The following is a 22,476-nucleotide window of genomic DNA, read 5'->3' on the forward strand; positions in this document are numbered from 1 at the left end:
CCTTGTGGAAGCAGAGCTTTTTTACATTATGATTTTACTGGTTGTTCAATTTCCTTCCAGGCAGCAAAACCGCCTTCTAAATTAAGGACGTCTTTATATCCGTTAGCTTGTAGAATACTTGCTGCAATGGCTGATCGGCTTCCTGAATGGCAATGAACAATTGGCGTTTTATTTGAAGGGATTTGATCCAAGCTATCTTTCAGCTTTCCAAGCATAATATGATAAACCCCTTCCATGTGACCTTCATCCCATTCGGATTGGTTACGCACATCCACCACAATATAGTCATCATGATCACGATATTCAGCTTCTAAATCTTTTGGCTTGATGTTGCGGTACGATTCTAACCCTGACTGTTTTTCCACCTCTTGTGCAGGGATGTAGCCTGCCACATTATCTAAACCTATCGATTGTAAAGCTTTCTTCACTTCATTAACCTGGTTTTCTTCTGCAATAAGGGCGATTTGCTGATCATATTCCACAATCCAGCCTGCCCAGTTAGCGAATGACTTATTAAAAGGAATGTTAATCGTACCTTCCAAATGTCCTTGTGAGAATTCGCCAGAGCTTCGTGTATCAATCATGATGGATTGCTCGTTTTTGTACTCCTCACTTTGAGATAAGCGGATGCTTTTTGTTTCTGTTTCAGCACTATTTAACAACGCCGGACCTTCTTTATTTAGCTTTTTCATCATCGCAAAATATTTCGGAGGTTCCGGTTGCCCTTCTAGTAATTCTTCCGTGAATTTGTCTTCGGTGTCATATTGCAATGCCCAGTTGTTTATTTTTTCATACCCAACCGTAGATACAGGAACGGCGCCAAGGGATTTCCCGCAAGCGCTGCCTGCTCCATGTCCTGGCCACACTTGCACATAATCAGGCAACACTTTAAATCTTTTTAGTGACTGAAACATCTGTTTTGCTCCACTAGAAGCAGTCCCTTCTGCACCTGCTGCTTTTTCAAGCAAGTCAGGTCTGCCTACATCTCCAACGAAGACAAAGTCACCGGTAAAGATCCCCATAGGCACACCGGATCCACCACCTTCGTCTGTGAGCAGAAAGGAAATACTTTCTGGCGTATGACCTGGTGTATGCATGACGTCAAAACGCACATTTCCAACGTAAAAATGGTCTTGATCATGAACTAATTGATGATCCAGTTCATCAATATACTGATATTTCCAGTCATCTTCTCCTTCATTCGAAAGGTACAAAGTAACCTCTTCACGATTGGCGAGTTCACGCGCTCCAGACAAAAAGTCAGCATGGATGTGGGTCTCAGCTGCTTTTGTAATGGAAAATCCTTCTTTTTTTGCAGTGTCAAAATAAGGAGTAAGATCACGGGCTGGATCAATTATGATTGCTTCTCCTGTTTTTTGACATCCTACCATATAAGACATTTGAGCTAGATTTTCATCAAAGAATGATTTAAAAAACATAGACATACCCTCCAAATTAGAAGTTATTCTAATTATAATATACCCAATGAGGTATATACAAAACATAGAACTTCCTATCACTTATTTCTTTCTCCTATCCGTTTTTCATTCCCTTCTTTTTAACAAATAATTAAAAAAGCAGCACGCGAATGACGTGCTACTTTTCATCTTCGAAATATTTTACAAACTCTTTATGTGGGACATTATGTTTCAAAGCAGAATAAGGATGGTTATTGTTTTCCTTGTTCACGTGTACAGCATCGATATCCTCGTATTCGTGTCCCTTTACATCACTCTCGATCATCAACTTCAAATCGTTCATCATCCCAAGTACCCTTCTACTCTTCGTTTTCGTATAGACAATTTGATCAGCTGCTTCCAGCATGTGGTCACGAACATTTTGCTCAATTTCTAACAACTGAAACAATTGATTTAATGACCCTTTTATAACATCATCGAGGTTCTTGAACTGCTGCTTTCTAAGGCCGAATAAGGTCAAGTTAAGACCTGTTTGATTGTTCATCAGCACTAAACACTTTCGCCTGTTAATTGTAATGATATTTGCATGCCATTGGTAAATTTCAGGCACATTCTGATAATCTTCTACATCAGCAATCGGTTTGCTGATTTCATTTTGCAATTTTTTTGTCGCTCCAACCACGAACAAAAGCCTTCACCTCGTCTAATTAATATTAAGTATATTGTAACAGTTTAACACTTCATAAACGAATCAATATGGATGATTGTGTCCGTTGCTCCTGCCACTTTTCTCCTTATATATTGTTTTGTATGAATCGATCCCCTTTTCCTCTGCTGGGTGGTGTAAAATTCATCTCCAGTTTGACGGCCTTATCGATCATCAATAATCTTGGAATGGCCAAACTGGACGGTATAAAAGAAGAGTCCAACAACGGGACTCTTCTAGTCTTACCTATTTTTCGTTCTTCTGGCAAAGTCTACGAACTGGAATTTATCAGGTCTGTGTCGTGATTCTGTAAATTGAAAAAGGGTAGCATCGGCTAAGTAGACGTAGCTTCGAATCACCACCACTTGCCGGTGATCGTTTAAGTCTAACCACATTTCATCTTCCTCGGTTACAGGTTCTACGACGATTTCCTTTTTAGCAAAACTGATCTCAAGTCCTAGCTGATTTTCAATATATTCGTAGATGGATTTTTCAGCTATCGATTTATCCAGGCCAGGAACCAAATCTTCTCTAATATAATCCTTGTCCAGGATGATTCTTTCTCCTGCAATTTCCCTTGACCTTACAATTTTCCAAAGTTTTCTGTCGCCTTCACAATTCAACCGCTCCGCCATCGGTTCGCTAACTGGTCCCAGAGTAAGTTCATGGACATACGTTCGAAAATCTTGTCCAAGCTGATCTGAAAGTTCTTTAAAACTGGTGAGGCCAGATACAGGAAATTCAAACTTACTTTGATCAAGAACAACGGAACCTTTGCCTCGCACTTTCTGAATATACCCATTTTGGGCCAGTAAACTTAAGGCTTTTCTAATGGTTTCACGGGAAGTAGTGAAAGAGCTGGTCAATTCATGCTCAGACGGAAGTGTTTTGCCGGGTTGAAACTTACCTCGTTGAATCATCCTGACTAGTTCATTGTAAATCACTAAATATTTATTTTTCATGATTGATCACCAATCATAGTATATCAGTGACTTGTTATATGATAAACAATGGACTCATAAGGACGTAGATGGACCTTTGCGTAATCTTCAGATGAATCTGCATAGTTACTGATTAGAATTTCAGCTTGGCCCTTAACATCCACATCTTCCGGGAGGTTAAACGTCGTTTCTTTTCCATAGAAATTGTTCACTACAAGCAAACGCTCCCCATTCCATTCTCGAAGGTAAGCGAACAACTCGTCATCTTCGGGGATTAGAAGTTTATAGTCCCCATGAGTGATAATATCGTAATTTTTTCTAAGCTGAATGAGGTTCTGGTAATAATGGAAAATAGAGTGATCCGTATTTTTTACTTTCTCCGCGTTAATCTCTTTATAATTATCAGCGACATCAATCCATGGAGTTCCGTCTGTAAATCCTGCGTTTTCACTTGCATCCCATTGCACTGGTGTACGAGAGTTGTCACGGGATTTCTGCTTCAGAATTTCCAAGATCTGATCCTCATTGACGCCTTTTTCTTTAAACTCTTTGTACATATTTAAAGATTCAACATCCTTATATTTTTCAATAGATTCGAATCCAGGGTTAGTCATTCCAATTTCTTCACCCTGGTAAATATATGGTGTTCCTTGCATCATATGAATCGTTGTCGCAAGCATTTTAGCTGATTTATCAGGATAATTCTTATCATCACCGAATCGTGATAAGACTCTCGGCTGATCGTGATTGCACCAGAACAAGGCATTCCAGCCGTTGCCTTTGTTCATTTCCTCCTGCCATTTGGACAGGATTTGCTTCAGTTCATGGAAGTCGAAATCAGCAACTGTCCACTTCTCTCCATTTGGATAATCCACTTTCAGATGATGGAAGTTGAATGTCATACTAAGTTCATTGCGCTCAGGTGCGGTGTATTTAATACAATGCTCGATTGTAGTCGAGGACATTTCACCAACAGTCATCAGATCATATGGTTTGAACACTTCACGGTTCATCTCCTGCATGTATTCGTGCACACGTGGACCGTCGGTGTAGAATTTACGCCCGTCGCCTGGAGCCGCACTTCCATCATCATTCGGAAAGTCCTGGTTTTTGGAGATAAGGTTAATGACATCTAAACGAAAGCCATCCACTCCTTTTTCTCCCCAAAATCTCATCATTTCATAAAGTTCACTTCTTACTTGCTCATTTTCCCAGTTCAAATCAGCTTGGGTGACATCGAATAAATGCAGGTAATATTGTCCAGTCTTTTCATCAAATTGCCAGGCGCTTCCCCCGAACTTCGATTTCCAGTTCGTGGGTTCTTCCCCCTCCACAGGATCTTTCCAGATGTAATAATCCCTGTAAGGGTTGTCTTTAGACTTTTGGGCTTCCTGAAACCACTCATGTTCCGTTGATGTATGGTTAATAACGATATCCATGATCAGCTTCATACCTCTGCTATGAGTCTCTTCAAGCAGCTCCTCAAAATCTTCCATTGTGCCATACTCATCATGAATATCATAATAATCACTGATATCATAACCATTATCGTTTTGTGGAGATTTGTACATTGGGGTCAACCATAATACATCGACCCCAAGTTCATTCAAGTAATCCAATTTTTCAATAATCCCTTGAATGTCACCTACCCCATTGCCTGTCGTGTCATTAAAACTCTTCGGGTAGATTTGATAGACAACAGCTTTTTTCCACCAAGGTTGTTCAATCATTTATACACACCACCGTTCTTCATTTTATACGTCTTTTTTGCGTTTCGCGTAAAGGAATGTTCCTACAAGAGGCAACACAATTACGATGACCATACCAATCGCAAAATCAAGCCAATACTCAGCTACAATAGAGAAAATTCCAGGTACTCCTCCGACACCGATGGAGCTTGCTACAACACCTTGAGAAGAAATATAAAGCCCAGCGATTGCTGAAGATGCAATTGCGAATATGAACGGATATTTGAAACGTAAGTTAACACCGAACAATGCAGGTTCTGTAATTCCTAACCAGGCTGAAACTCCTGTTGAAAATCCAAGCCCTCTCAGCTTTTCGTCCTTCGACGCAGCCATAATGGCAAATGCAGCTGAACCTTGGGCAATGTTGGATAAGGCAAGCATCGGCCATAAGAAAGTGGTGCCGGTACTACCGACCAGCTGAATATCTACCGCCAAGAATGTGTGGTGCATTCCTGTAATAACAAGCACTCCATAGAGTCCACCGTAGATTAACCCACCTAACCACGCGAATGTATCAAATGTAGCTACAAGTCCGTCAGTGATCCAGTTACCGATAGCAAATGTAATTGGACCGATGATGATAAATGTTAGGAAGCCAGTTACAAGCAAAGCAATAGGACCGACGAATAACAATTGCACACTATCTGGAATCCTTTTACGTAAAAACAGTTCAATCTGCGTTAATAAGTATGAAGCTACTAGTACAGGTAACACTTGTCCCTGATAACCAATTTTCTCGACTTCCATACCGAACAAGTTCCATACAGGTACGTTACCTTCTTTCACTGCTTCCCCATAAGACCATGCGTTCAATAAGTCCGGGTGAACAAGAATCAAACCAATGACAATACCAAGTATTGGACTTCCTCCGAATTTCTTAACCGCAGACCAACCAATGAGCCCAGGTAAGAATACGAATGCCGTATTGGCTATAATGATGATCATATTAGCTATGTCTGACCATTGTGGATAGACATCAATTACGGATTGTTCATCAAAGAAAATTCCCGGAGAAGTTAGAATGTTGTTTATCCCGAGTAACAAACCGGCAGTAACGATTGCTGGCAAGATAGGAATAAAGATATCCGCTAACGTCTTAATCGCTCTTTGAAGCGGATTCATTTTTTGGGCAGTGGCTTGCTTAACTTCCTCTTTAGATTGCTCTCCAATACCAGCAAGTGCAATAAACTCTTTATAAACTTTATCTACTGTACCTTGACCAATAACAATTTGAAACTGACCATTCGTAGAAAAAGAACCTTTGACAGCGTCAATGTTATTGAGTTTCTCTTGATCAACGATTCCTTCATCCACTAGAGCAAGGCGAAGACGGGTGACACAGTGAGTTGCTGCCGAAATATTCTCTTTTCCACCAATGGCTTCTAAAATTTGTTCAGCTTGTTTTTTTAAGTCCATTCATTACCCTCCCTGATGTATCTTACTTATTATCAACTGTCATCAAGTTCGTGGTGCCTGCTGTCACTTGCTTTTCAGCGTTAAGCTCGACGTTAAAATCGTCACTATTCGTAATAATGATTGGTGTGACCGTACTTTTTGCTTTTTCTTTTACAAGGCCCATATCAAAAGTAATAAGTTTGTCTCCTGCTTTTACTTTATCTCCTTGTGATACATAAGCTTCAAAGCCTTCCCCTTCCATTGCTACGGTTTCTAAGCCGATATGGATAAGAATTTCCACTCCACTCTTGGTTTTTATTCCTACAGCGTGTTTTGTAGGAAAAAGTTGAACGATTTCTCCATCAACCGGACTTAGAACTTCACCTTTAGAAGGATCGACAGCGACTCCCTCCCCCATCATTTTCTGTGAAAATACTGGATCCGGCACTTCTTCTAATACTACAACCTCCCCTGTAACTGGTGCTGAAAGACTTACTGACTTCTCTTTATTTCCAAACAATTTCTTAAACATCGTATGTTCCCCCTTAAACGCTTACATTAATAGTGTACACGCATACTTGTATATACATCAAACAACTTTATTATAATTTGTATATACAAGTTTCGCAAGCTATTTATTTATTACCCCATATCCCTCGATTGACCCAGTGAAACTAATGTGACAAAATACGCCAAATTTTTTAAGCTTATTTCTTTTAACTTCTATTTAGTTGTGGTACATGTATTTAGGGTTGCGAAATAAATAATTGGAAGAAGTGAATGATTATCCTTACTCAAGAACAACGTGCTCGAAGAAATTTATTGATCATGTGGTTTGCCAATTTTTTCATTGCTGGCAGTATCACAATGGTCTTGCCGTTTTTATCGTTATATATAGAGGAATTTGGTGATTACTCTGCTTCCTATGTACAGACATGGTCAGGCTGGGTGTTCGGAATTACCTTTGTGACAGCTTTCATTTTTTCACCGATCTGGGGAAGGATTGGGGATCGTTATGGACGTAAGAACATTTTAATCTTGTCTGCCTCAGGCCTTGCCTTATCAGTTTTTTTAATGGGATTTGCAAATTCGGTATGGGAATTATTTTTTCTAAGGCTGTTCATGGGGGTTTTTACTGGATTTATTCCCATGTCCCAGGCCTTAATTTCAACGCAGACACCTAAGAATATGGCAGGACAGGTTTTAGGAACTTTACAAACCGGAAGTATTACCGGAAGTCTCCTCGGACCCATGCTGGGAGGTTGGATTGCGGATCTCATCGGATATTCCATAACCTTTCAGTTTGTATCCATTACCGTAGGAATTTCTGCAGTGATCGTCTTTTTAGGCATTCATGAACAAAGAATAGAAAAGGAAGATGAAAAAGAACAGACCTCCTATAGTTCAAAAGAGGTATTGGTTCACATTATAAAAAAACCTGTATTAATTATGGTCATGGTTATTTCCCTGTTTGTACAAATCGCTCACTTCAGCATTCAGCCCATTCTTTCGTTATTTGTCGGAGAATTACATGGGCCAGAAAACCTTGCCTTATTTTCCGGGATCGCTTTTTCTGCAGCTGGCCTTGGCAATTTATTGATGGCGAGACGCTGGGGGCGTATTGCTGATCAAAAAGGGTACGTAAAAATCCTCATATTCCTGTTGTTCATGGCAGGACTTGTTTATATTCCAGCCGCCTTTGTAACGAATATTTGGCAGCTGGTTCTCTTACGTTTCTTGCTTGGCGTATCCATTGGCGGAATCATTCCAGTCAGAACCGCATATATTCGTCAGGAAGCTCCTGTAGCTATGCAGGGAGAAGTATTAGGATATAATACGAGCATTCGTTTCCTTGGTAATATTATCGGTCCAGCCATGGGCGGCATGCTCTCTGGGGCATTTGGATTTTCCGCAGTGTTCTTCGTTACAAGCTCTCTTTTACTAGCTTGCGGGGGCTTCATGCTAGTTACTCATCATAAGAGTTCCGCCGCTGTGAGTTATCATCGTAATGCTAGCTATTCCAAGTGATTCCAAATCTGTTAAGATAGATGTAAAGACACTAGGAGGGTAAAGGATGAAGCGAGCTTTAATTAACATTGACTATACAAATGATTTTGTTGCTGACGGTGGCGCTTTGACTTGCGGGGAACCGGGTCAACTTATAGAGAAGAGGATCGGGGAACTAACAGAGAGATTCATAGAAAATGAAGAGTATGTCGTGTTCGCGATTGACGTTCATGAAGAAGGAGATCCGTATCATCCTGAAACTAAGCTCTTCCCTCCTCATAACCTTCGTGGCACCACTGGAAGGGATCTCTTTGGGCATATAGAAGAGATCCACAAACAACATGAGGAGAAACCTCATGTTTATTCCATGGACAAAACACGTTATAGTGCTTTTGCAGGAACAGATTTGGATGTGAAGTTAAGAGAAAGAAATATTAAAGAAGTTCATTTAGTAGGGGTTTGTACAGATATTTGCGTCCTTCATACGGCGATGGACGCCTATAATCTCGGCTACAAAATCGTGATTTATAAAGACGCTGTAGCCAGCTTTAACCAGCCAGGGCATGAATGGGCCCTTGATCATTTCCAATCCGTTCTAGGTGCAGAACTAAAATAATCGATAAGGCATCTCACCACCTCAGGTCATCCAGTATTTGGATGACCTGAGGTGGTTTATGTTTAGATAAACATTCTATAATTTTCTAATTGGAAATGTTGTGGTATAGTATTTCGAGTGTCTAAATAGCCGTAAAAGGAGGACAAGAGATGCAACATGCACCGACTCCTTCAAATGAACACTTTCGTACGGTGTTTATTTTGAGTGCATCCATACTCGTCGTAGTGATGAATACGACGATGTTTAATATAGCTTTACCAAATATCTTAAAAGACTTTTCCCTCCTACCTTCAGAGGGGGCTTGGATCGTCTCCGGATATTCGATCGTTCTTGCGATTTGTACAATTACCTACACAAGACTTTCTGATTATTATCCGATTCGAACCTTATTAACCATTGGTATATTAATATTCAGTCTCTCATCTGTTCTTGGCTTTTTTGCGGATTCTTATTTGTGGCTGCTGGCTGCACGTTTATGCCAGGCTTCTGGAGCAGCGGCTATTCCTGGTTTATCAATGGTTTTTGCCGGAAGATATATCCCGATGACACGCCGGGGGAGCGCATTTGCTTTAATTGCCTCTGCAACTTCTCTCGGTTTTGGATTAGGGCCTGTTGCAGGAGGAGTAATCACTGATTATCTAGATTGGAATTACCTATTCATTGTTACCGTCATGGTCTTTTTGGTCATTCCTGTTTTGTTTCGTTTTATGCCGAAAGAGTCGTCAGAAAAAGGGCAATTCGATCTGGCAGGAGCTCTATTGTCTGGTGCGAGTGCTACGATGTTTTTACTGTATATCTCTACCTTTAACAGCCTATATTTATTAGTAGGGCTCATTTCCGCAGCTCTACTATGGTGGCGTCTGAACCGTATAGAGACTCCTTTCATACAGCCGGAACTAGTTTTGAACAGACCTTATCGTCGAATCGTTTTCATGAGCTATATCGGCTTTACTTTACATTTCGCTGTTTTGTTTCTAATGCCTATTATGCTTGAACAGGTTTATGACAGAGGGGCAGCAGCAATAGGGTTTATCATTTTTCCTGGTGCTATTTTGTCGGCTATAGCTGCTATTTATGTAGGGCGATTGATTGATGCTTATGGAAACTTAAAAGTGCTCTTTTTAGCACATGGACTTTTAATGATTTCTGCTCTTATCTTTTTCTTTTTTGCCGGGGTATCCCCTTACATGATAATGATTGCTTACATGTTCACAAGTTTTGGGTTTTCAAGTCTGTCCTCCAGTTCAACCAATGAAATCTCTCGAATCTTACCCAGTGCTCAAATTGGAACTGGAATTGGCTTAAAACAACAAATCCATTTTATTGGAAGCGCGACTGGTTCTGTGGTCGCTGGAATCCTATTAGAACTAAATAAACAGCCGTATACAGCTGCTGACTTCCGGATCCCGTTTGGCTTGTTGATTGTTCTTATGGCAGCTTCCTCTTCTATTCTCTTTCTGTATTCAAAAAAGTGAAAGAGATAGCAAATGTTCAATAATTTTACATTTGAAATCTAATTTGAAATCGAATATGATGAAGTGTGGACATTACTGTTTTCCATTAATATAAACCGATATAGATATCAATATAGGAGGAATTACCAATGAGCTCAAAAGATTACCGAGTTCTGTTGTATTACAAGTACGCTGATCTTCCTGAATATGAAGAATACTGCCAAAACCACTTGAAATTTTGTAAAGACCTCGGATTGAAAGGACGTATTATCGTCTCCCCCGAAGGAATCAACGGAACCGTCTCTGGGACCGTTGAACAAGTGGAAGAATATATGGATTATGTGCGTTCTGACGAGCGTTTCGCTGACATTCACTTCAAAATTGACGAGCATGAGGGCCATGCTTTCAAGAAAATGCATTGCCGCGTGAAGCCTGAGCTTGTTAACTGGAGCATCGAAGATGATGATATTGATCCGAAAACATTCGGCGGAAAACACTTAAAGCCTAAAGAATTCAACGAGATGCTAAAGAGTGACGACACGATCGTCATCGATGGTCGTAACGAATATGAATACCGTATTGGTCACTTCCGCAATGCGATTCGACCTGAAGTTAACCATTCTCGTGAATTCCCAGAATGGATTGCTGAAAATGCAGATCAATGGAAGGACAAGAAAGTTCTGACCTACTGCACAGGAGGTATTCGTTGCGAGAAGCTGACAGGTATTCTTAAGAAAAACGGCATTGAAGATGTGTACCAGCTTGAGGGTGGAATTACCACATACGGCAAAGACCCTGAAGTAAAAGGTGAGCTATTTGATGGAAAAATGTACGTCTTCGATGAGCGTATTTCTGTTCCTGTCAACCAGGTTGAAGAAAAAGTGGTTGCTGAGTGTGAGCACTGTGGTAAAGCTGAAGATCGTATGATTAACTGCAGTAACCCGGTGTGCAACCGTCAGTACGTTTGCTGTAAAGAATGTGAAGAAAAGCAGCATGCTGCTTGTACAACAGAATGTAAAGAACATCCGGAGAACCGCTGGGACGTAGAGCGTAAGAAACAAATTGATAAATACGACCGCATTTCTGGATAATTTATGTAAAAAAGGCGTCTGATCAACTGATCAGGCGCTTTTTTCTTAACTAACGAGCTTTTCCCTTTAAAAAGTTTGCTTAAAATCATTATATTGAATGTGTATGTAGCCTTCAGTAGCTGACAGCTTATTGTTTAGCAAATAAACTCCAGCATATTCAGCTATTCCGATTCCGAGAGAGGCCTCTGTGCGTTCGATTGCTTTCTCAAGGTTGGCTTCTTCATTCCATTCTAAATAATGAGCGGAAATGATCAACTCATCTACCAACCCCAGCCCTCTTTCTAAAAGTTGGCTTCCCTCCTCATTATCATTTGGAGATATCACACAGATCTCCGGACAAATTAACGCCCCTGCAGAAAAACCTGCAATCGGGATTCCCTCACGATATAACTCCTTCAGAAGGGAACCCAGCTCTGTATCTACAATGAAGCTTCTATAGGCTTCCGTATGACCACCGCCTATAATGACTCCTTGACATGACTTTAAAGAATTTAATTCATCAAGCTTATACTTTTCTTTCAAAGTCATACAGTAAATACTTGAGAAGTTGATTCCTTTCCAATAATTTGGTAAATAGGCTTCTGCTCCTTCCCTTTCTAAATATAAAACACCAATTTTCCCGCCGTTTATGCACTGGGAGAATTTCAAAGCAAGCTGCTCATTAAAAGGGGGTGAGGACCCAAACATGAATAAATGTGTAGCAACCATATATCCTCTACCTTCCTTCAGTTCTATTCTCAGAAAATTTTTGTTATTTGAACCATCTCATATAAATTAACGCCTAGTCCTGTGAGCAGCGTGATAAGTAGAACCTATCCCACGATCAAATGACAAGGAATAAAGAATCGCACTTGTAACAAATGATTTTGCTCTCCGTACAGCATCTTCTACCTCACGCCCTCTTGCAAGCTCTGAGGCGATGGCTGCTGAATAGGTACAACCTGCTCCACTTGTATGGACAGTAGGAATACGCTCAGATTCCAACTCGACAATGCTTTTACCATCATAAAGCATATCCACTGCCGGATAGTTTTCAAGAGCTCCTCCTTTTAATAATACATATTTAGAACCGAGACTGTATAAATCTCGAGCTATGATTTTCATATCCTCCGGGGTCTTAGGAAGTGAGCACTCTAGCATTTTAGCAGCTTCATGCAGGTTTGGGGTTATGATAGTCGCCTTCGGAACCAATTCGTTAATCAGCGTCTTAATCGCTTCATCTTCAAGCAGCTGCGAACCCATTTTCCCAATCATTACAGGGTCAACCACTACATGCTCCACTTTAGATTCCTGGATCAACTCAGCAGCCCGTTTAATAATCTCCTTAGTGAACAACATTCCTGTCTTCAACGCATCTGCTCCTACATGTTCTAAGGAAGCATGAATCTGTGCTTCGATAGCCTCTATAGGCTGAGTAAAAATCCCCTGTTCAGTGGTTGAATTATTGGCGACGATTGCGGTAATAGCACTCATTCCATATACATCAAATTCTTGAAACGTCTTTAAATCAGCCTGGATTCCTGCACTTCCCTGCGAGGCAGAGCCTGCGATAGACAACACTCTTGGTATACTCATTCGATCAAAACTCCTCCCTTTCTTATAAGGATTGTATCAAATTTCCTTTTGGATACGCTATTCATTCCCTCTTTCTTTACGATAAGATAACAACAAGGGGGACCTAGTTTGAAGCCTTTTACAGAAAAAACAATAAACATTATCATGAATATTCCTGAAGGTAAAGTCATGACCTACGGACAGGTTGCACGTCTTGCAGGCAGTCCGCGTGCAGCAAGACAAGTAGTAAGAATCCTTCACTCTATGAGCCAAAAATACAACCTTCCTTGGCATAGAGTGGTTAACGCTCAAGGAAATATTGTTATCAAAGATGAAGCATCCGCAGAGATTCAGCGAATGAATCTTGAAAGTGAAGGTGTAGCTGTGATTAACGGAAAAGTCAGCTTGAAAGATTATGGTGCTCGTTCTATTGAACAAAATACATGAAGATTTTGATTTATTGAATTACGATGAACTAAATGCTGTGATATTCGGAGGATTCTTATATGTTCGAGATAAAACCCTATCCTGATTTTTCATGGTCTCTATCAAGGCATAAGACCATGTTAAGCTGCTTAAGGAAGTACGCTTATGATTACTACCTCTCCCATAACGGCTGGCTCAGTCACGCAGACACTCTGGCGAAGCAAACCTATCGGCTGAAGAAAATTACAAATCTAGAAATGCATTTCGGGAGTGTCGTTCATGATCTCATCTATCAAATCATCCAAGACGTCCGCTTTGATAAGCAGCTCCCTTCTGAGGAAGCTGTCATTGATGAAATCAGACACCATCTCAATCGTGGGTTTATTGAATCAACACGAAAAGAGCACCTATGGCATCATAGGCCTAAGCATTACACAATGCTGCATGAAATCTATTACAGCCAGACAAATACGCTGCCAGATACTAAGATTAAAAAGATTACGGATCGGTTATCGGCCACCGTAAAAAACTTCTATGCCAGCCAGTCTTTTGCAGATGTATTAAAAAAAGAACAAATGAAATTTATTGACTCTGAAAGCTTCAGATACATGAAAGCAGATGGTGTGAAAATCTTTGTAGTTATGGACCTCGTCTATAAAGATCTGAGCAAAAATAAATGGATCATCGTAGATTGGAAAACCGGGAAGTCTTCAGACGAAGACCGAAATCAACTAGCGTTATATGCACTTTATTTAAAACAGAAGCACAATATAGCATCCATTAATGATATCGTTATCCGGAACGAATACTTATTAGAAGGCACACATGTTGAACATCAATTAAAAGAGCAGGATTTGATCAACGTCCAGCACCTTTTTCAAACAAGCATGGAACAAATGAAATCCTATTTAGAAGATTCGGATAAGAACCGTCCTTTACCTGTTGAGCATTTCCCAATGCAAGATAACCCTCGCATTTGTGCCCGTTGCAACTACCAGGAGCTTTGCTTCCCTTCCCAAGTTACATGACATAGTATGATGTTTAACGAAGCTGTAAAAAGGCTATTTATTACATCGAGAGTTACTATATGGAAGGGGTTTTGATTCATGAAAGTACTCGTAGCAGGAGCTAACGGACATACAGGCCGTTTACTTATTCAATATTTAAAAGAAGATGGTCATGAGCCCTACGGCTTAATTCGAAAAGAAGAACAGAAAGCTAAGATAGAGGAATTAGGCGGGACCCCGGTTCTAGCCGATGTTACCCAGCAAGATGTAGGCTATGCTGTCAAAGGAATGGATGCTGTCATGTTCGCTGCAGGGTCAGGGGCAAGCACTGGTGCTGACCAAACGGAAGCAGTTGATCGTGATGGTGCCATCAACTTAATAAAAGCTACTGAAAATTTAGGAATTAAGAAATTTATCATGTTAAGCGGAATGGGTGCAGGCGATCCGGATCGCGGCCCAGAAGAGCTTAAACATTATTTAGAAATGAAAGGCGAAGCAGATGATTATTTAAGATCTACTGAGCTGGATTACACCATTGTTCGACCAGGTGGCCTTACCCATGAAGAAAGCACAAGCAAAATTCAGGTAGGCGAAACGGTGGAAAGAGGAAAGATTCCACGTGCAGATGTAGCTAAAACTATGATTACCGCTCTTCAAGAGCCAAATGCTTACCACAAAATATTTGAAACGATCTCAGGCGACACTCAAATTGAAGAAGCCTTGAAAACACTATAAACGATTACCACAGGCCACCTTTAAAAGGTGGCTTTTTTTATGGTTGATCCCATCCTTTAACGATTTTAAGTGGAAAACGATTGTAACCTTTGACATTTTGATATAATGTGTGTACTTAGGTGATTTAAAGGAGTTGCTCGTGGTGAAAGGATCATTAATCAAACAACACCGAAAATTGAATAATATGACCTTGGAAGAACTGGCCAGAGGAATTTGTTCAATTTCTTATCTAAGTAAAATTGAACACAATACCATTAACGCGAGTGATCAAATATATCGTCTATTAGGCGAACGCCTTAACATTGCGCTGACAGATATAAATCAAGAATTCGATGAAACCATTTATATTGATTTGCTAAACTGGCACGAGGCGATTCAACTTAGAGACCTCCCACTTATGAAAGAATACTATAAGAAAAATAAAAAAGCTTTAGAAAATAACCGTAATGTTGAATTAGTTAATTTATATACAGTTATACTTGCAAGACATAACTGTAAGATGGAGAATGATGTGGTAGATGAAAAAACTTTAAAGGAATTAGAAAATATCTATCCGAACTCTAATAAAGAATTTCAGTTTTTTTACCATAAAGTTTTAGGTGTTCACTCCCTCTTGAAACTCGAACTTAAGGAAGCTTTATACCATTTCCATAAGGCTGAAGTACTTTTAGGAAAAGTCCCTCATAACGATACAGAAGTCAATTTCCATCTTGCACTAGCCTACTCTCAAACCCATGCCTCTGTAGAATCAAACTATTATGCTCATAAGGCATTAGATGGATATTTAAATGAACTGGATTACGAAAGAATCGTTGATACTTATATGATTATAGCGATTAACTATAGGGCACTAAATATATTTCCATTAGCTGAAGAGTATTACTTGAAACTGCTAAAGATATCAAAATATCATTTGAAATCTTTAGAAAAAAGAAGAATCTATCATAACTTAGGATTCATTTATGCTAATCAAGAGAGATATGAGGAAGCTTTTGAAATGTTAGATAAGGCATTCAACGTTCATACTGATGAAATATTCTTCGAAATCAGCACCATTTATTTACTTGCTTCAACCAGTTACTACCGCGGCCATATTCAGGACTGTTGGAACTACATTGATGAAGGTGAGAAGAAATCAGAAGAGCACAATATCACCTTTTTCAAACACAAGTTCTTCATTTTGAAAAATACAATCAATGAAACTACTCATGAAGATCAATTTGTTCACCAGGTAGAGCATGAAATCATCCCTACTCTAAGAGAAAATAACCAATACGGAGAATATAGAAACCTGCTGGTGATGCTAGGCAATATCTATTATGAAAAGAGGATGTATAAGAAGTCAGCCATGCTCTTCAAAGAAGCGAATAATTATAAGGAAACACAGAAAAAAGACTTACTTTAATACAGCTAAAGATATTAGTCTCAAGCAAGGGGGGCTTTTAGTGAAAGGTTCGCTTATTAAACAGAATCGAAAACTAAGAGATCTTACACTGGAGGAACTCGCTAAGGGGGTTTGCTCTGTTTCTTACTTAAGTAAGATCGAAAATAACACAATACAGGCCAGTGAAAATATTTATCGTCTCCTTGGAGACCGATTAGGTATACGACTAATTGAGATTAACCAAGAGTTTGATGAGGAGATTCATCAAAACTTACTCGATTGGCATGAGGCTTCGCAATTACGGGATTTTACTCTAATGGATCATTTAAAAAATAAATGCGAAATTGCGCTCCAAGAAAATCATAACATTGATTTACTAAATTTATTTAAAGTGATTGCTGCTAGGCATCGCATGACAAAAACGAATCAACTTTTGGACAATGGAACATATAGAGAGCTAGAGGGGATTCAAGTAAATTCAACAATAGAATATCAGTTCTTTTACCATAAAGTTATTGGGCTTCATTATTTTCTGAATTTTGAACTTATAAAAGCCTCTCACCATTTTTTAAAAGCCCTCTCTTTACTTAATCAAATTTCCTATAATGAGGTTGAAGTCTATTTTCATTTATCCTTAACCTACTCTCATACGAGGCAATTTGTTGAATCAAATTTTTATGGCGAAAAGGCAATTGAAGGCTACAAAAAAAGCCTTAATTACTCTAAGATCATAGATAGCATCATGATTATAGCTATCAATTACAATAGAATGAATTCCCATACTATTGCCGAAAGATATTTCCTTAATTTACTAAAAATGGCTAAATATCAGCTAAAACCTTTGGAGAAAAGAAGAGTCTTTCATAATCTTGGAGCTATTTATATTCATCAGGAAAAATACGACCTTGCTTTCGATTATTTAGAACGGGCCAACGGTATTGAAACAGACGAGAATATCCTCAATTCAAATACTACCTATTTACTTGCTTTGACTTGTTATTACAATGGCGATATTGAAAGATCAAGAGATTTCCTTGCATCAGGAGAAGTCTTAGCAGAGAAATACAACCACATAAAATATAAACATAAGCTTTTCACTCTAAAGTGCCGTATGAATAATACAATGCATGAAGACTTCTTTTTACGAAAGTTAGAGAATGAAATCATCCCAGATTTAAAGCAATCGAATGACTTTGAAGATTATCGATATTTTTTAGAGCTTTTAGCTAAACTATGTTTTGAAAAACGACTCTACAAAAAATCAGCTACCTATTTCAAGAAAGCAAATAGCTTTAATCATTCTCCAAAAAAAGACCTCTTATAAGAAAAACGGGAGCACCTCATGCTCCCGTTCCTTTATTGACCTAGGATATTTTTCTTCCAATTTCTAAATTCCAAATCATCAAATTTAGAGCTCATCTTATCATCATCAATATAAAATAGCGCATCATCCAGAGAGCAATCGATACCTGCTTCACAGTGAATTCTGGCAAGTTTTCTCGAAAGATGGAGCATTTCGAGATCCTGTTCAATCTTGGCACGCTGTCCTTTTGTCAATTCGTCCAAGTTATCAAGAATACCTTCAATGGTTTCGTACTTTAGAAGAAGCTTCAGCGCGGTCTTCTCCCCTATCCCCTTAACTCCTGGATAGTTATCACTGCTGTCGCCCATCAAAGCTTTAAGATCGATCATCTGCGAAGGCGTGATTCCTTTTTCTTCTACAAAGGAATCTTCATGATATTCCGCATAGTTCCCATAACCTTTTTTCAGTAATACAACCCGTACGTTTGGCTTTAATAACTGAAGCAAATCCTGATCGCCTGTCAAAAGGAACACTTGAGAGTGCTCGCTGTATAAACGGCTGAGCGTACCCATGCAATCATCCGCTTCGTAGCCCACTTCTCCCACATTTGGGATATTTAATGACTCAACGACTTCTTTCGCCAAGTCAAATTGAGGAATGAGCTCTTCAGGCGGTGCCCCTCTGTTGGCCTTGTATTCTGGAAACATGTCATTACGGAAGGTTTTGCTTCCCACGTCCCAACAGCACACAACATGTGTAGGCTGGTATTTGTTAACGGCTGTAAATAGGTGTTTCATCATTCCGTATACACCATTGGTAGGAATCCCTTTACTATTAATCATAAAATAATTGCTCATTGCTGTAGCGTAAAAGGCACGGAACAATAGCGCCATTCCATCAACAAGCATTATTCTGTTCGTTGTCGTCATCTTACGCTCTCCTTTTCTACACTGGATAAAACTATTATAACAAATGGTGTAAAGGCTGCAGAAAAACAGAGTACAAACGCCTTTATTTTCTAATAATTGACAACATTCTGTTAAAGTGATAGTTTCAAAGTACGTGACTTACATTTACATACCTTTATATGTAAGCGCTCTCAATCATTATAATATAGGAGGAATGAACACAATGGTTTATGCATTTCCGAACACAGAAGGGTCCATTGTTCAGTACAAAGAACGCTACGATAATTTTATTGGTGGAAAATGGACTCCCCCTGTAAAAGGCGAATACTTCGAAAACGTCACACCTGTGACTGGCCAGCCTTTTTGTCAGGTAGCCAGATCCACCGAAGAAGATATCGAACTTGCAATCGACGCTGCACATAAAGCGAAAGATGCCTGGGGTAAGACCTCTGCAGCTGAAAGATCTTTAATCCTCAACCGTATTGCAGACCGTATGGAAGAGAATTCAGAAAAACTTGCCGTAGCAGAAACATGGGAAAATGGTAAAGCTGTTCGCGAAACGTTAAACGCCGACATTCCTCTTGCTGTTGATCACTTCCGTTATTTTGCCTCCGTTATCCGTGCCCAGGAAGGCTCGATCGGACAAATTGATAATGATACAATTGCTTACCACTTCCATGAGCCGCTTGGCGTCGTAGGACAAATCATTCCGTGGAATTTCCCACTCTTAATGGCTGTTTGGAAAGTAGCCCCTGCTTTAGCTGCTGGTAACGCTATTGTGCTTAAACCAGCAGAGCAGACTCCCGCTTCTCTCCTATACTTCCTTGAAATGATTGAGGATATTTTGCCTGATGGAGTGTTGAATGTCGTCAACGGCTTTGGTCTTGAAGCAGGAAAGCCTCTAGCCCAAAACCCTAGAATCAATAAAGTTGCGTTTACTGGAGAAACCACTACCGGCCGTATGATCATGCAGTACGCGTCACAAAATATCATCCCTGTAACGCTTGAACTTGGGGGTAAATCACCAAACATATTCTTTGAAGATGTGATGAGAGAAGATGACGATTTCTTAGATAAGACGATTGAAGGAATGGTCATGTTCGCCTTGAACCAAGGAGAAGTTTGTACGTGCCCTTCACGTGCCTTGATCCAGGAATCCATTTACGATCAATTTATGGACCGTGCAATTGAACGAGTGAAATCCATTAAATCAGGCAACCCACTTGACCCTGAGGTCATGATGGGGGCTCAAGCTTCATCCGAGCAGCTCGAGAAAATTCTTTCCTACCTTCAAATCGGTAAAGAAGAAGGTGCTGAATGTCTTGTTGGAGGAGAAAGAAACCAAATGGATGGAGACTTTAAAGATGGATATTACGTCCAGCCGACTATTTTCAAAGGGAATAACCAAATGCGCGTATTCCAGGAAGAAATATTCGGACCTGTTCTATCTGTCACAACATTCAAAGACCAGGAAGAAGCCATGAGTATTGCAAATGACACTCTTTACGGTTTAGGTGCAGGTGTTTGGACTCGTGATATGAACACAGCTTACCGCTTCGGCAGAGGAATTGAAGCAGGACGCGTATGGACCAACTGCTACCACGCCTATCCTGCCCATGCCGCTTTTGGCGGGTATAAGATGTCCGGAATAGGACGAGAAAACCATAAGATGATGCTCGATCATTATCAGCAGACGAAAAATATGCTCGTAAGCTACAGCCCTCAGAAGCTTGGGTTCTTTTAAACGTCCTGTCCTCTCTCTTCAAGGAAATACAACATTACGTGAGGAGATGAAATAAAATGGTCGAACGTGTAACCGCTACGGATGCCGCGCTCGATTTGATCGGTAAGTTAAGGGAAAAACACGGCCCTCTCATGTTTCATCAATCGGGGGGCTGTTGTGATGGCAGTTCTCCTATGTGCTACCAAGAGGGAGACCTGCTGATTGGCAGTCAAGATGTTTTACTTGGGGAAATCGGTCAAACCCCTTTTTACATCAATAAACAACAGTATGACTACTGGAAGCATACTCAGTTAATCATTGATGTCGTTGATGGCCGAGGTGGAATGTTCTCCTTGGAAGGGGTTGAAGGAAAGAGATTTTTATCAAGGTCAAGGGCCTTTACAGATGAAGAGTATCAAGAATTGAAAGCTGCTAATCAAGTCTAATTGTAAAGACGCGCCCTCATGAAGCGGGGACGCGTCTTTTATGTGTGTCTTTTTATAAATTGCTCTAGTATGGATGTATAAAGCTCCGGCTGATCCTGATGGACTAAGTGACCAGCGAATGGCAAAACAGCCACATGGACGTGTTCACATTCACCATAAATGGAGACGCCCTTTATTTCATAATAGTTGTTTTCTCCAGTTAAATATAAAATAGGGACTTGCAATTCCTTTACAGCCTTTGTTTGTGCAAAAGGATACCATTCCTCATCTCGCGCTAAATAAATAAATTCTCGCCAATTGGTATTATGTAATTGGTTAAAATATTGGACCTGTTCTTCGTTCCTGAGCAGCCGACGCTGCCTCTCCACATCTTGTCTGTGCATGTACCTCCATTTTGCAGGCTTTTCAGGCAATACTCCTGATAAGCACAGACTCTTCACCCTGTTTGGATAGAGTTGAGCAAAAAAGATCCCGACAAGGGCTCCCAGCGAGCAGCCGACTAAGTGAACAGAATCAATATGATGACCGTCTAAAGTTTCTTCTAAATCTTTCGCTGAGTCTTCAAAAAAATCGCTGAAATCATCGCTAAAAGAATTGCCGTGACCTCTCAAATCAGGCAAGAGCACTTGATAATAATTACTTAAATACTCCGATTGATATTGAAAGTCTGTTTCTCCTGTTTGAAGTCCTGTATGTAAAAAGACGATGGGGTCTCCTTCACCTTTAACTGACGTATGTAACTGCAACCTACTCCCCTCCATTCTTTCGTCTGTATACTTTCACACGATCTATAACCTTGCATTGATTGTTTTCAAATACTTTTTGCATCGGAACATTTCTGAGGCTTGTTGCTCCAATGCTGTAAGAAGCTCCAAATTTATTTTTCAATAGAAATAAGCCTTGATGATATAAAGCAGAGCTCTTTCCTTTTCCCCGCTCCTCAGGAATCAGCCCGAAATAAAAAATACGACCCTCTTCCTTTGTTCCTGGTTCGATGTGAGGCATGACAACGCCTATGGGCCGTCCCTGTTCATAGGCGATACAGCATGAGTCCTTATAGGATGGTCCCAGTTCTTTTTCTACACTTTTCATCTGTTCCTCCATACTTAAGGAGGGAGAAGCGTTTGGTGAACCCTGCATAGCCTTTTCCCAAATGTTATTAAACTGCTCAACCGAAACTTCATGTAACGATTTTAGTTCAAAGGGGTCTTCAGGCTCTATGTGCTGCAAATCACAGCGGAAGAAAATACTCTCATCGTGGAGTTTGAATTGAAGATTTTCAAGAAGCGTACCAACCTGCGCCGGGAAAGAATTTTGCACTAATATCGTTAAATGATCTACTTTTTGGATACGTTCATCCTTTACCAGTTCTTCAGCTAACATTAGGACTTCTTCAGCCGATAATTGATGAGTATCTTCAATCGTAACAAAATTCTCCCCTTGTACGAATTTTACCTTTTCATATAATCTTTCTTTCTTCAAAACACTGATTCCTCCCTGAGTACCTCTCATTATGTCTATAGTAACGCATCCAAATCTTGTTTGGTAATCAAATCAATTCCATCTCTCCCCTATTCCAAGATACAATAGGAATAGATTTCGGAAAGGAGTTTT

General features: G+C 40.0%; 22 protein-coding genes. 11 read left to right on the plus strand and 11 right to left on the minus strand.

Annotation, left to right across the window (positions count from 1 at the left end; translation table 11 throughout):
* Positions 1 to 26: 26 nt before the first annotated feature.
* From ACRYKC_RS00415 to ACRYKC_RS00440, 6 genes are all read right to left on the minus strand, one after another.
* Positions 27 to 1,439 carry an MBL fold metallo-hydrolase gene (locus ACRYKC_RS00415; RefSeq protein ID WP_433804674.1) on the minus strand — a complete coding sequence of 471 codons (1,413 nt, stop codon included), beginning with the start codon at positions 1,437 to 1,439 and terminating at the stop codon, positions 27 to 29.
* Between the two features lie 157 nt (positions 1,440 to 1,596).
* Entirely contained in the window at positions 1,597 to 2,100 is a 504-nt protein-coding gene (locus ACRYKC_RS00420) for a DUF6933 domain-containing protein (protein WP_433805111.1), read from the minus strand.
* Positions 2,101 to 2,366: 266 nt separating this feature from the next.
* On the minus strand, positions 2,367 to 3,086 hold the full coding sequence (gene treR, locus ACRYKC_RS00425) for a trehalose operon repressor (protein WP_433804675.1): 720 nt from the start codon (positions 3,084 to 3,086) through the stop codon (positions 2,367 to 2,369).
* A gap of 23 nt (positions 3,087 to 3,109) precedes the next feature.
* A complete protein-coding gene (treC, locus tag ACRYKC_RS00430; protein ID WP_433804676.1) occupies positions 3,110 to 4,795 on the minus strand; it encodes an alpha,alpha-phosphotrehalase in 1,686 nt (561 codons plus the stop codon).
* Between the two features lie 24 nt (positions 4,796 to 4,819).
* The gene (gene treP / locus ACRYKC_RS00435; RefSeq protein ID WP_433804677.1) at positions 4,820 to 6,229 is read right to left on the minus strand and encodes a PTS system trehalose-specific EIIBC component; all 1,410 of its coding nucleotides are present in this window, start codon (positions 6,227 to 6,229) and stop codon (positions 4,820 to 4,822) included.
* A gap of 22 nt (positions 6,230 to 6,251) precedes the next feature.
* Complete coding sequence (locus tag ACRYKC_RS00440; RefSeq protein WP_433804678.1) at positions 6,252 to 6,740, minus strand: PTS sugar transporter subunit IIA; 489 nt, start codon at positions 6,738 to 6,740, stop codon at positions 6,252 to 6,254.
* 296 nt (positions 6,741 to 7,036) lie between these two features.
* On the opposite strand from ACRYKC_RS00440, the gene ACRYKC_RS00445 reads away from it, so the two are divergent.
* The 4 genes from ACRYKC_RS00445 (at position 7,037) to trhO (ending at position 11,376) form a co-directional block, all read left to right on the plus strand.
* On the plus strand, positions 7,037 to 8,236 hold the full coding sequence (locus tag ACRYKC_RS00445) for an MFS transporter (RefSeq protein WP_433804679.1): 1,200 nt from the start codon (positions 7,037 to 7,039) through the stop codon (positions 8,234 to 8,236).
* A gap of 46 nt (positions 8,237 to 8,282) precedes the next feature.
* Entirely contained in the window at positions 8,283 to 8,831 is a 549-nt protein-coding gene (locus tag ACRYKC_RS00450; protein WP_433804680.1) for a cysteine hydrolase family protein, read from the plus strand.
* 149 nt (positions 8,832 to 8,980) lie between these two features.
* Positions 8,981 to 10,306, plus strand: a complete 1,326-nt coding sequence (locus ACRYKC_RS00455; protein WP_433804681.1) for an MFS transporter — start codon at positions 8,981 to 8,983, stop codon at positions 10,304 to 10,306.
* Between the two features lie 128 nt (positions 10,307 to 10,434).
* Positions 10,435 to 11,376 (plus strand): oxygen-dependent tRNA uridine(34) hydroxylase TrhO, encoded by a 942-nt coding sequence (gene trhO / locus ACRYKC_RS00460; RefSeq protein ID WP_433804682.1) that lies wholly within the window; start codon positions 10,435 to 10,437, stop codon positions 11,374 to 11,376.
* 66 nt (positions 11,377 to 11,442) lie between these two features.
* On the opposite strand, the gene ACRYKC_RS00465 is transcribed toward trhO, so the two are convergent.
* Positions 11,443 to 12,063 (minus strand): Type 1 glutamine amidotransferase-like domain-containing protein, encoded by a 621-nt coding sequence (locus ACRYKC_RS00465; protein WP_433804683.1) that lies wholly within the window; start codon positions 12,061 to 12,063, stop codon positions 11,443 to 11,445.
* A gap of 87 nt (positions 12,064 to 12,150) precedes the next feature.
* Positions 12,151 to 12,951, minus strand: a complete 801-nt coding sequence (gene thiD / locus ACRYKC_RS00470; RefSeq protein WP_433804684.1) for a bifunctional hydroxymethylpyrimidine kinase/phosphomethylpyrimidine kinase — start codon at positions 12,949 to 12,951, stop codon at positions 12,151 to 12,153.
* Positions 12,952 to 13,059: 108 nt separating this feature from the next.
* Between thiD and ACRYKC_RS00475 the strand changes: the two genes are divergently transcribed.
* From ACRYKC_RS00475 to ACRYKC_RS00495, 5 genes are all read left to right on the plus strand, one after another.
* On the plus strand, positions 13,060 to 13,377 hold the full coding sequence (locus ACRYKC_RS00475) for an MGMT family protein (RefSeq protein WP_433804685.1): 318 nt from the start codon (positions 13,060 to 13,062) through the stop codon (positions 13,375 to 13,377).
* A 59-nt stretch (positions 13,378 to 13,436) separates the two neighbouring features.
* On the plus strand, positions 13,437 to 14,384 hold the full coding sequence (locus tag ACRYKC_RS00480) for a PD-(D/E)XK nuclease family protein (RefSeq protein ID WP_433804686.1): 948 nt from the start codon (positions 13,437 to 13,439) through the stop codon (positions 14,382 to 14,384).
* A 78-nt stretch (positions 14,385 to 14,462) separates the two neighbouring features.
* Positions 14,463 to 15,098, plus strand: a complete 636-nt coding sequence (locus ACRYKC_RS00485; protein ID WP_433804687.1) for an SDR family oxidoreductase — start codon at positions 14,463 to 14,465, stop codon at positions 15,096 to 15,098.
* A gap of 142 nt (positions 15,099 to 15,240) precedes the next feature.
* Positions 15,241 to 16,503 carry a helix-turn-helix domain-containing protein gene (locus ACRYKC_RS00490; protein ID WP_433804688.1) on the plus strand — a complete coding sequence of 421 codons (1,263 nt, stop codon included), beginning with the start codon at positions 15,241 to 15,243 and terminating at the stop codon, positions 16,501 to 16,503.
* Positions 16,504 to 16,543: 40 nt separating this feature from the next.
* Positions 16,544 to 17,806, plus strand: a complete 1,263-nt coding sequence (locus tag ACRYKC_RS00495) for a helix-turn-helix domain-containing protein (protein WP_433804689.1) — start codon at positions 16,544 to 16,546, stop codon at positions 17,804 to 17,806.
* A gap of 32 nt (positions 17,807 to 17,838) precedes the next feature.
* Here the strand turns inward: ACRYKC_RS00495 and ACRYKC_RS00500 are convergent, their stop codons facing one another.
* Positions 17,839 to 18,714 carry a 5'-3' exonuclease gene (locus ACRYKC_RS00500; protein ID WP_433804690.1) on the minus strand — a complete coding sequence of 292 codons (876 nt, stop codon included), beginning with the start codon at positions 18,712 to 18,714 and terminating at the stop codon, positions 17,839 to 17,841.
* 202 nt (positions 18,715 to 18,916) lie between these two features.
* Between ACRYKC_RS00500 and exaC the strand changes: the two genes are divergently transcribed.
* Positions 18,917 to 20,437: an acetaldehyde dehydrogenase ExaC gene (exaC, locus tag ACRYKC_RS00505; protein ID WP_433804691.1), complete on the plus strand. Its 1,521-nt coding sequence runs from the start codon at positions 18,917 to 18,919 to the stop codon at positions 20,435 to 20,437.
* 56 nt (positions 20,438 to 20,493) lie between these two features.
* Complete coding sequence (locus ACRYKC_RS00510; protein WP_433804692.1) at positions 20,494 to 20,862, plus strand: DUF779 domain-containing protein; 369 nt, start codon at positions 20,494 to 20,496, stop codon at positions 20,860 to 20,862.
* Positions 20,863 to 20,900: 38 nt separating this feature from the next.
* Here the strand turns inward: ACRYKC_RS00510 and ACRYKC_RS00515 are convergent, their stop codons facing one another.
* Positions 20,901 to 21,608, minus strand: a complete 708-nt coding sequence (locus tag ACRYKC_RS00515; protein ID WP_433804693.1) for an alpha/beta fold hydrolase — start codon at positions 21,606 to 21,608, stop codon at positions 20,901 to 20,903.
* Position 21,609: 1 nt separating this feature from the next.
* Positions 21,610 to 22,344, minus strand: a complete 735-nt coding sequence (locus tag ACRYKC_RS00520) for a GNAT family N-acetyltransferase (RefSeq protein ID WP_433804694.1) — start codon at positions 22,342 to 22,344, stop codon at positions 21,610 to 21,612.
* Between the last annotated feature and the right edge of the window lie 132 nt (positions 22,345 to 22,476).

Source organism: Halobacillus sp. A1-3, assembly GCF_050971765.1.
Lineage (GTDB): Bacteria > Bacillota > Bacilli > Bacillales > Halobacillaceae > Halobacillus > Halobacillus mangrovi_B.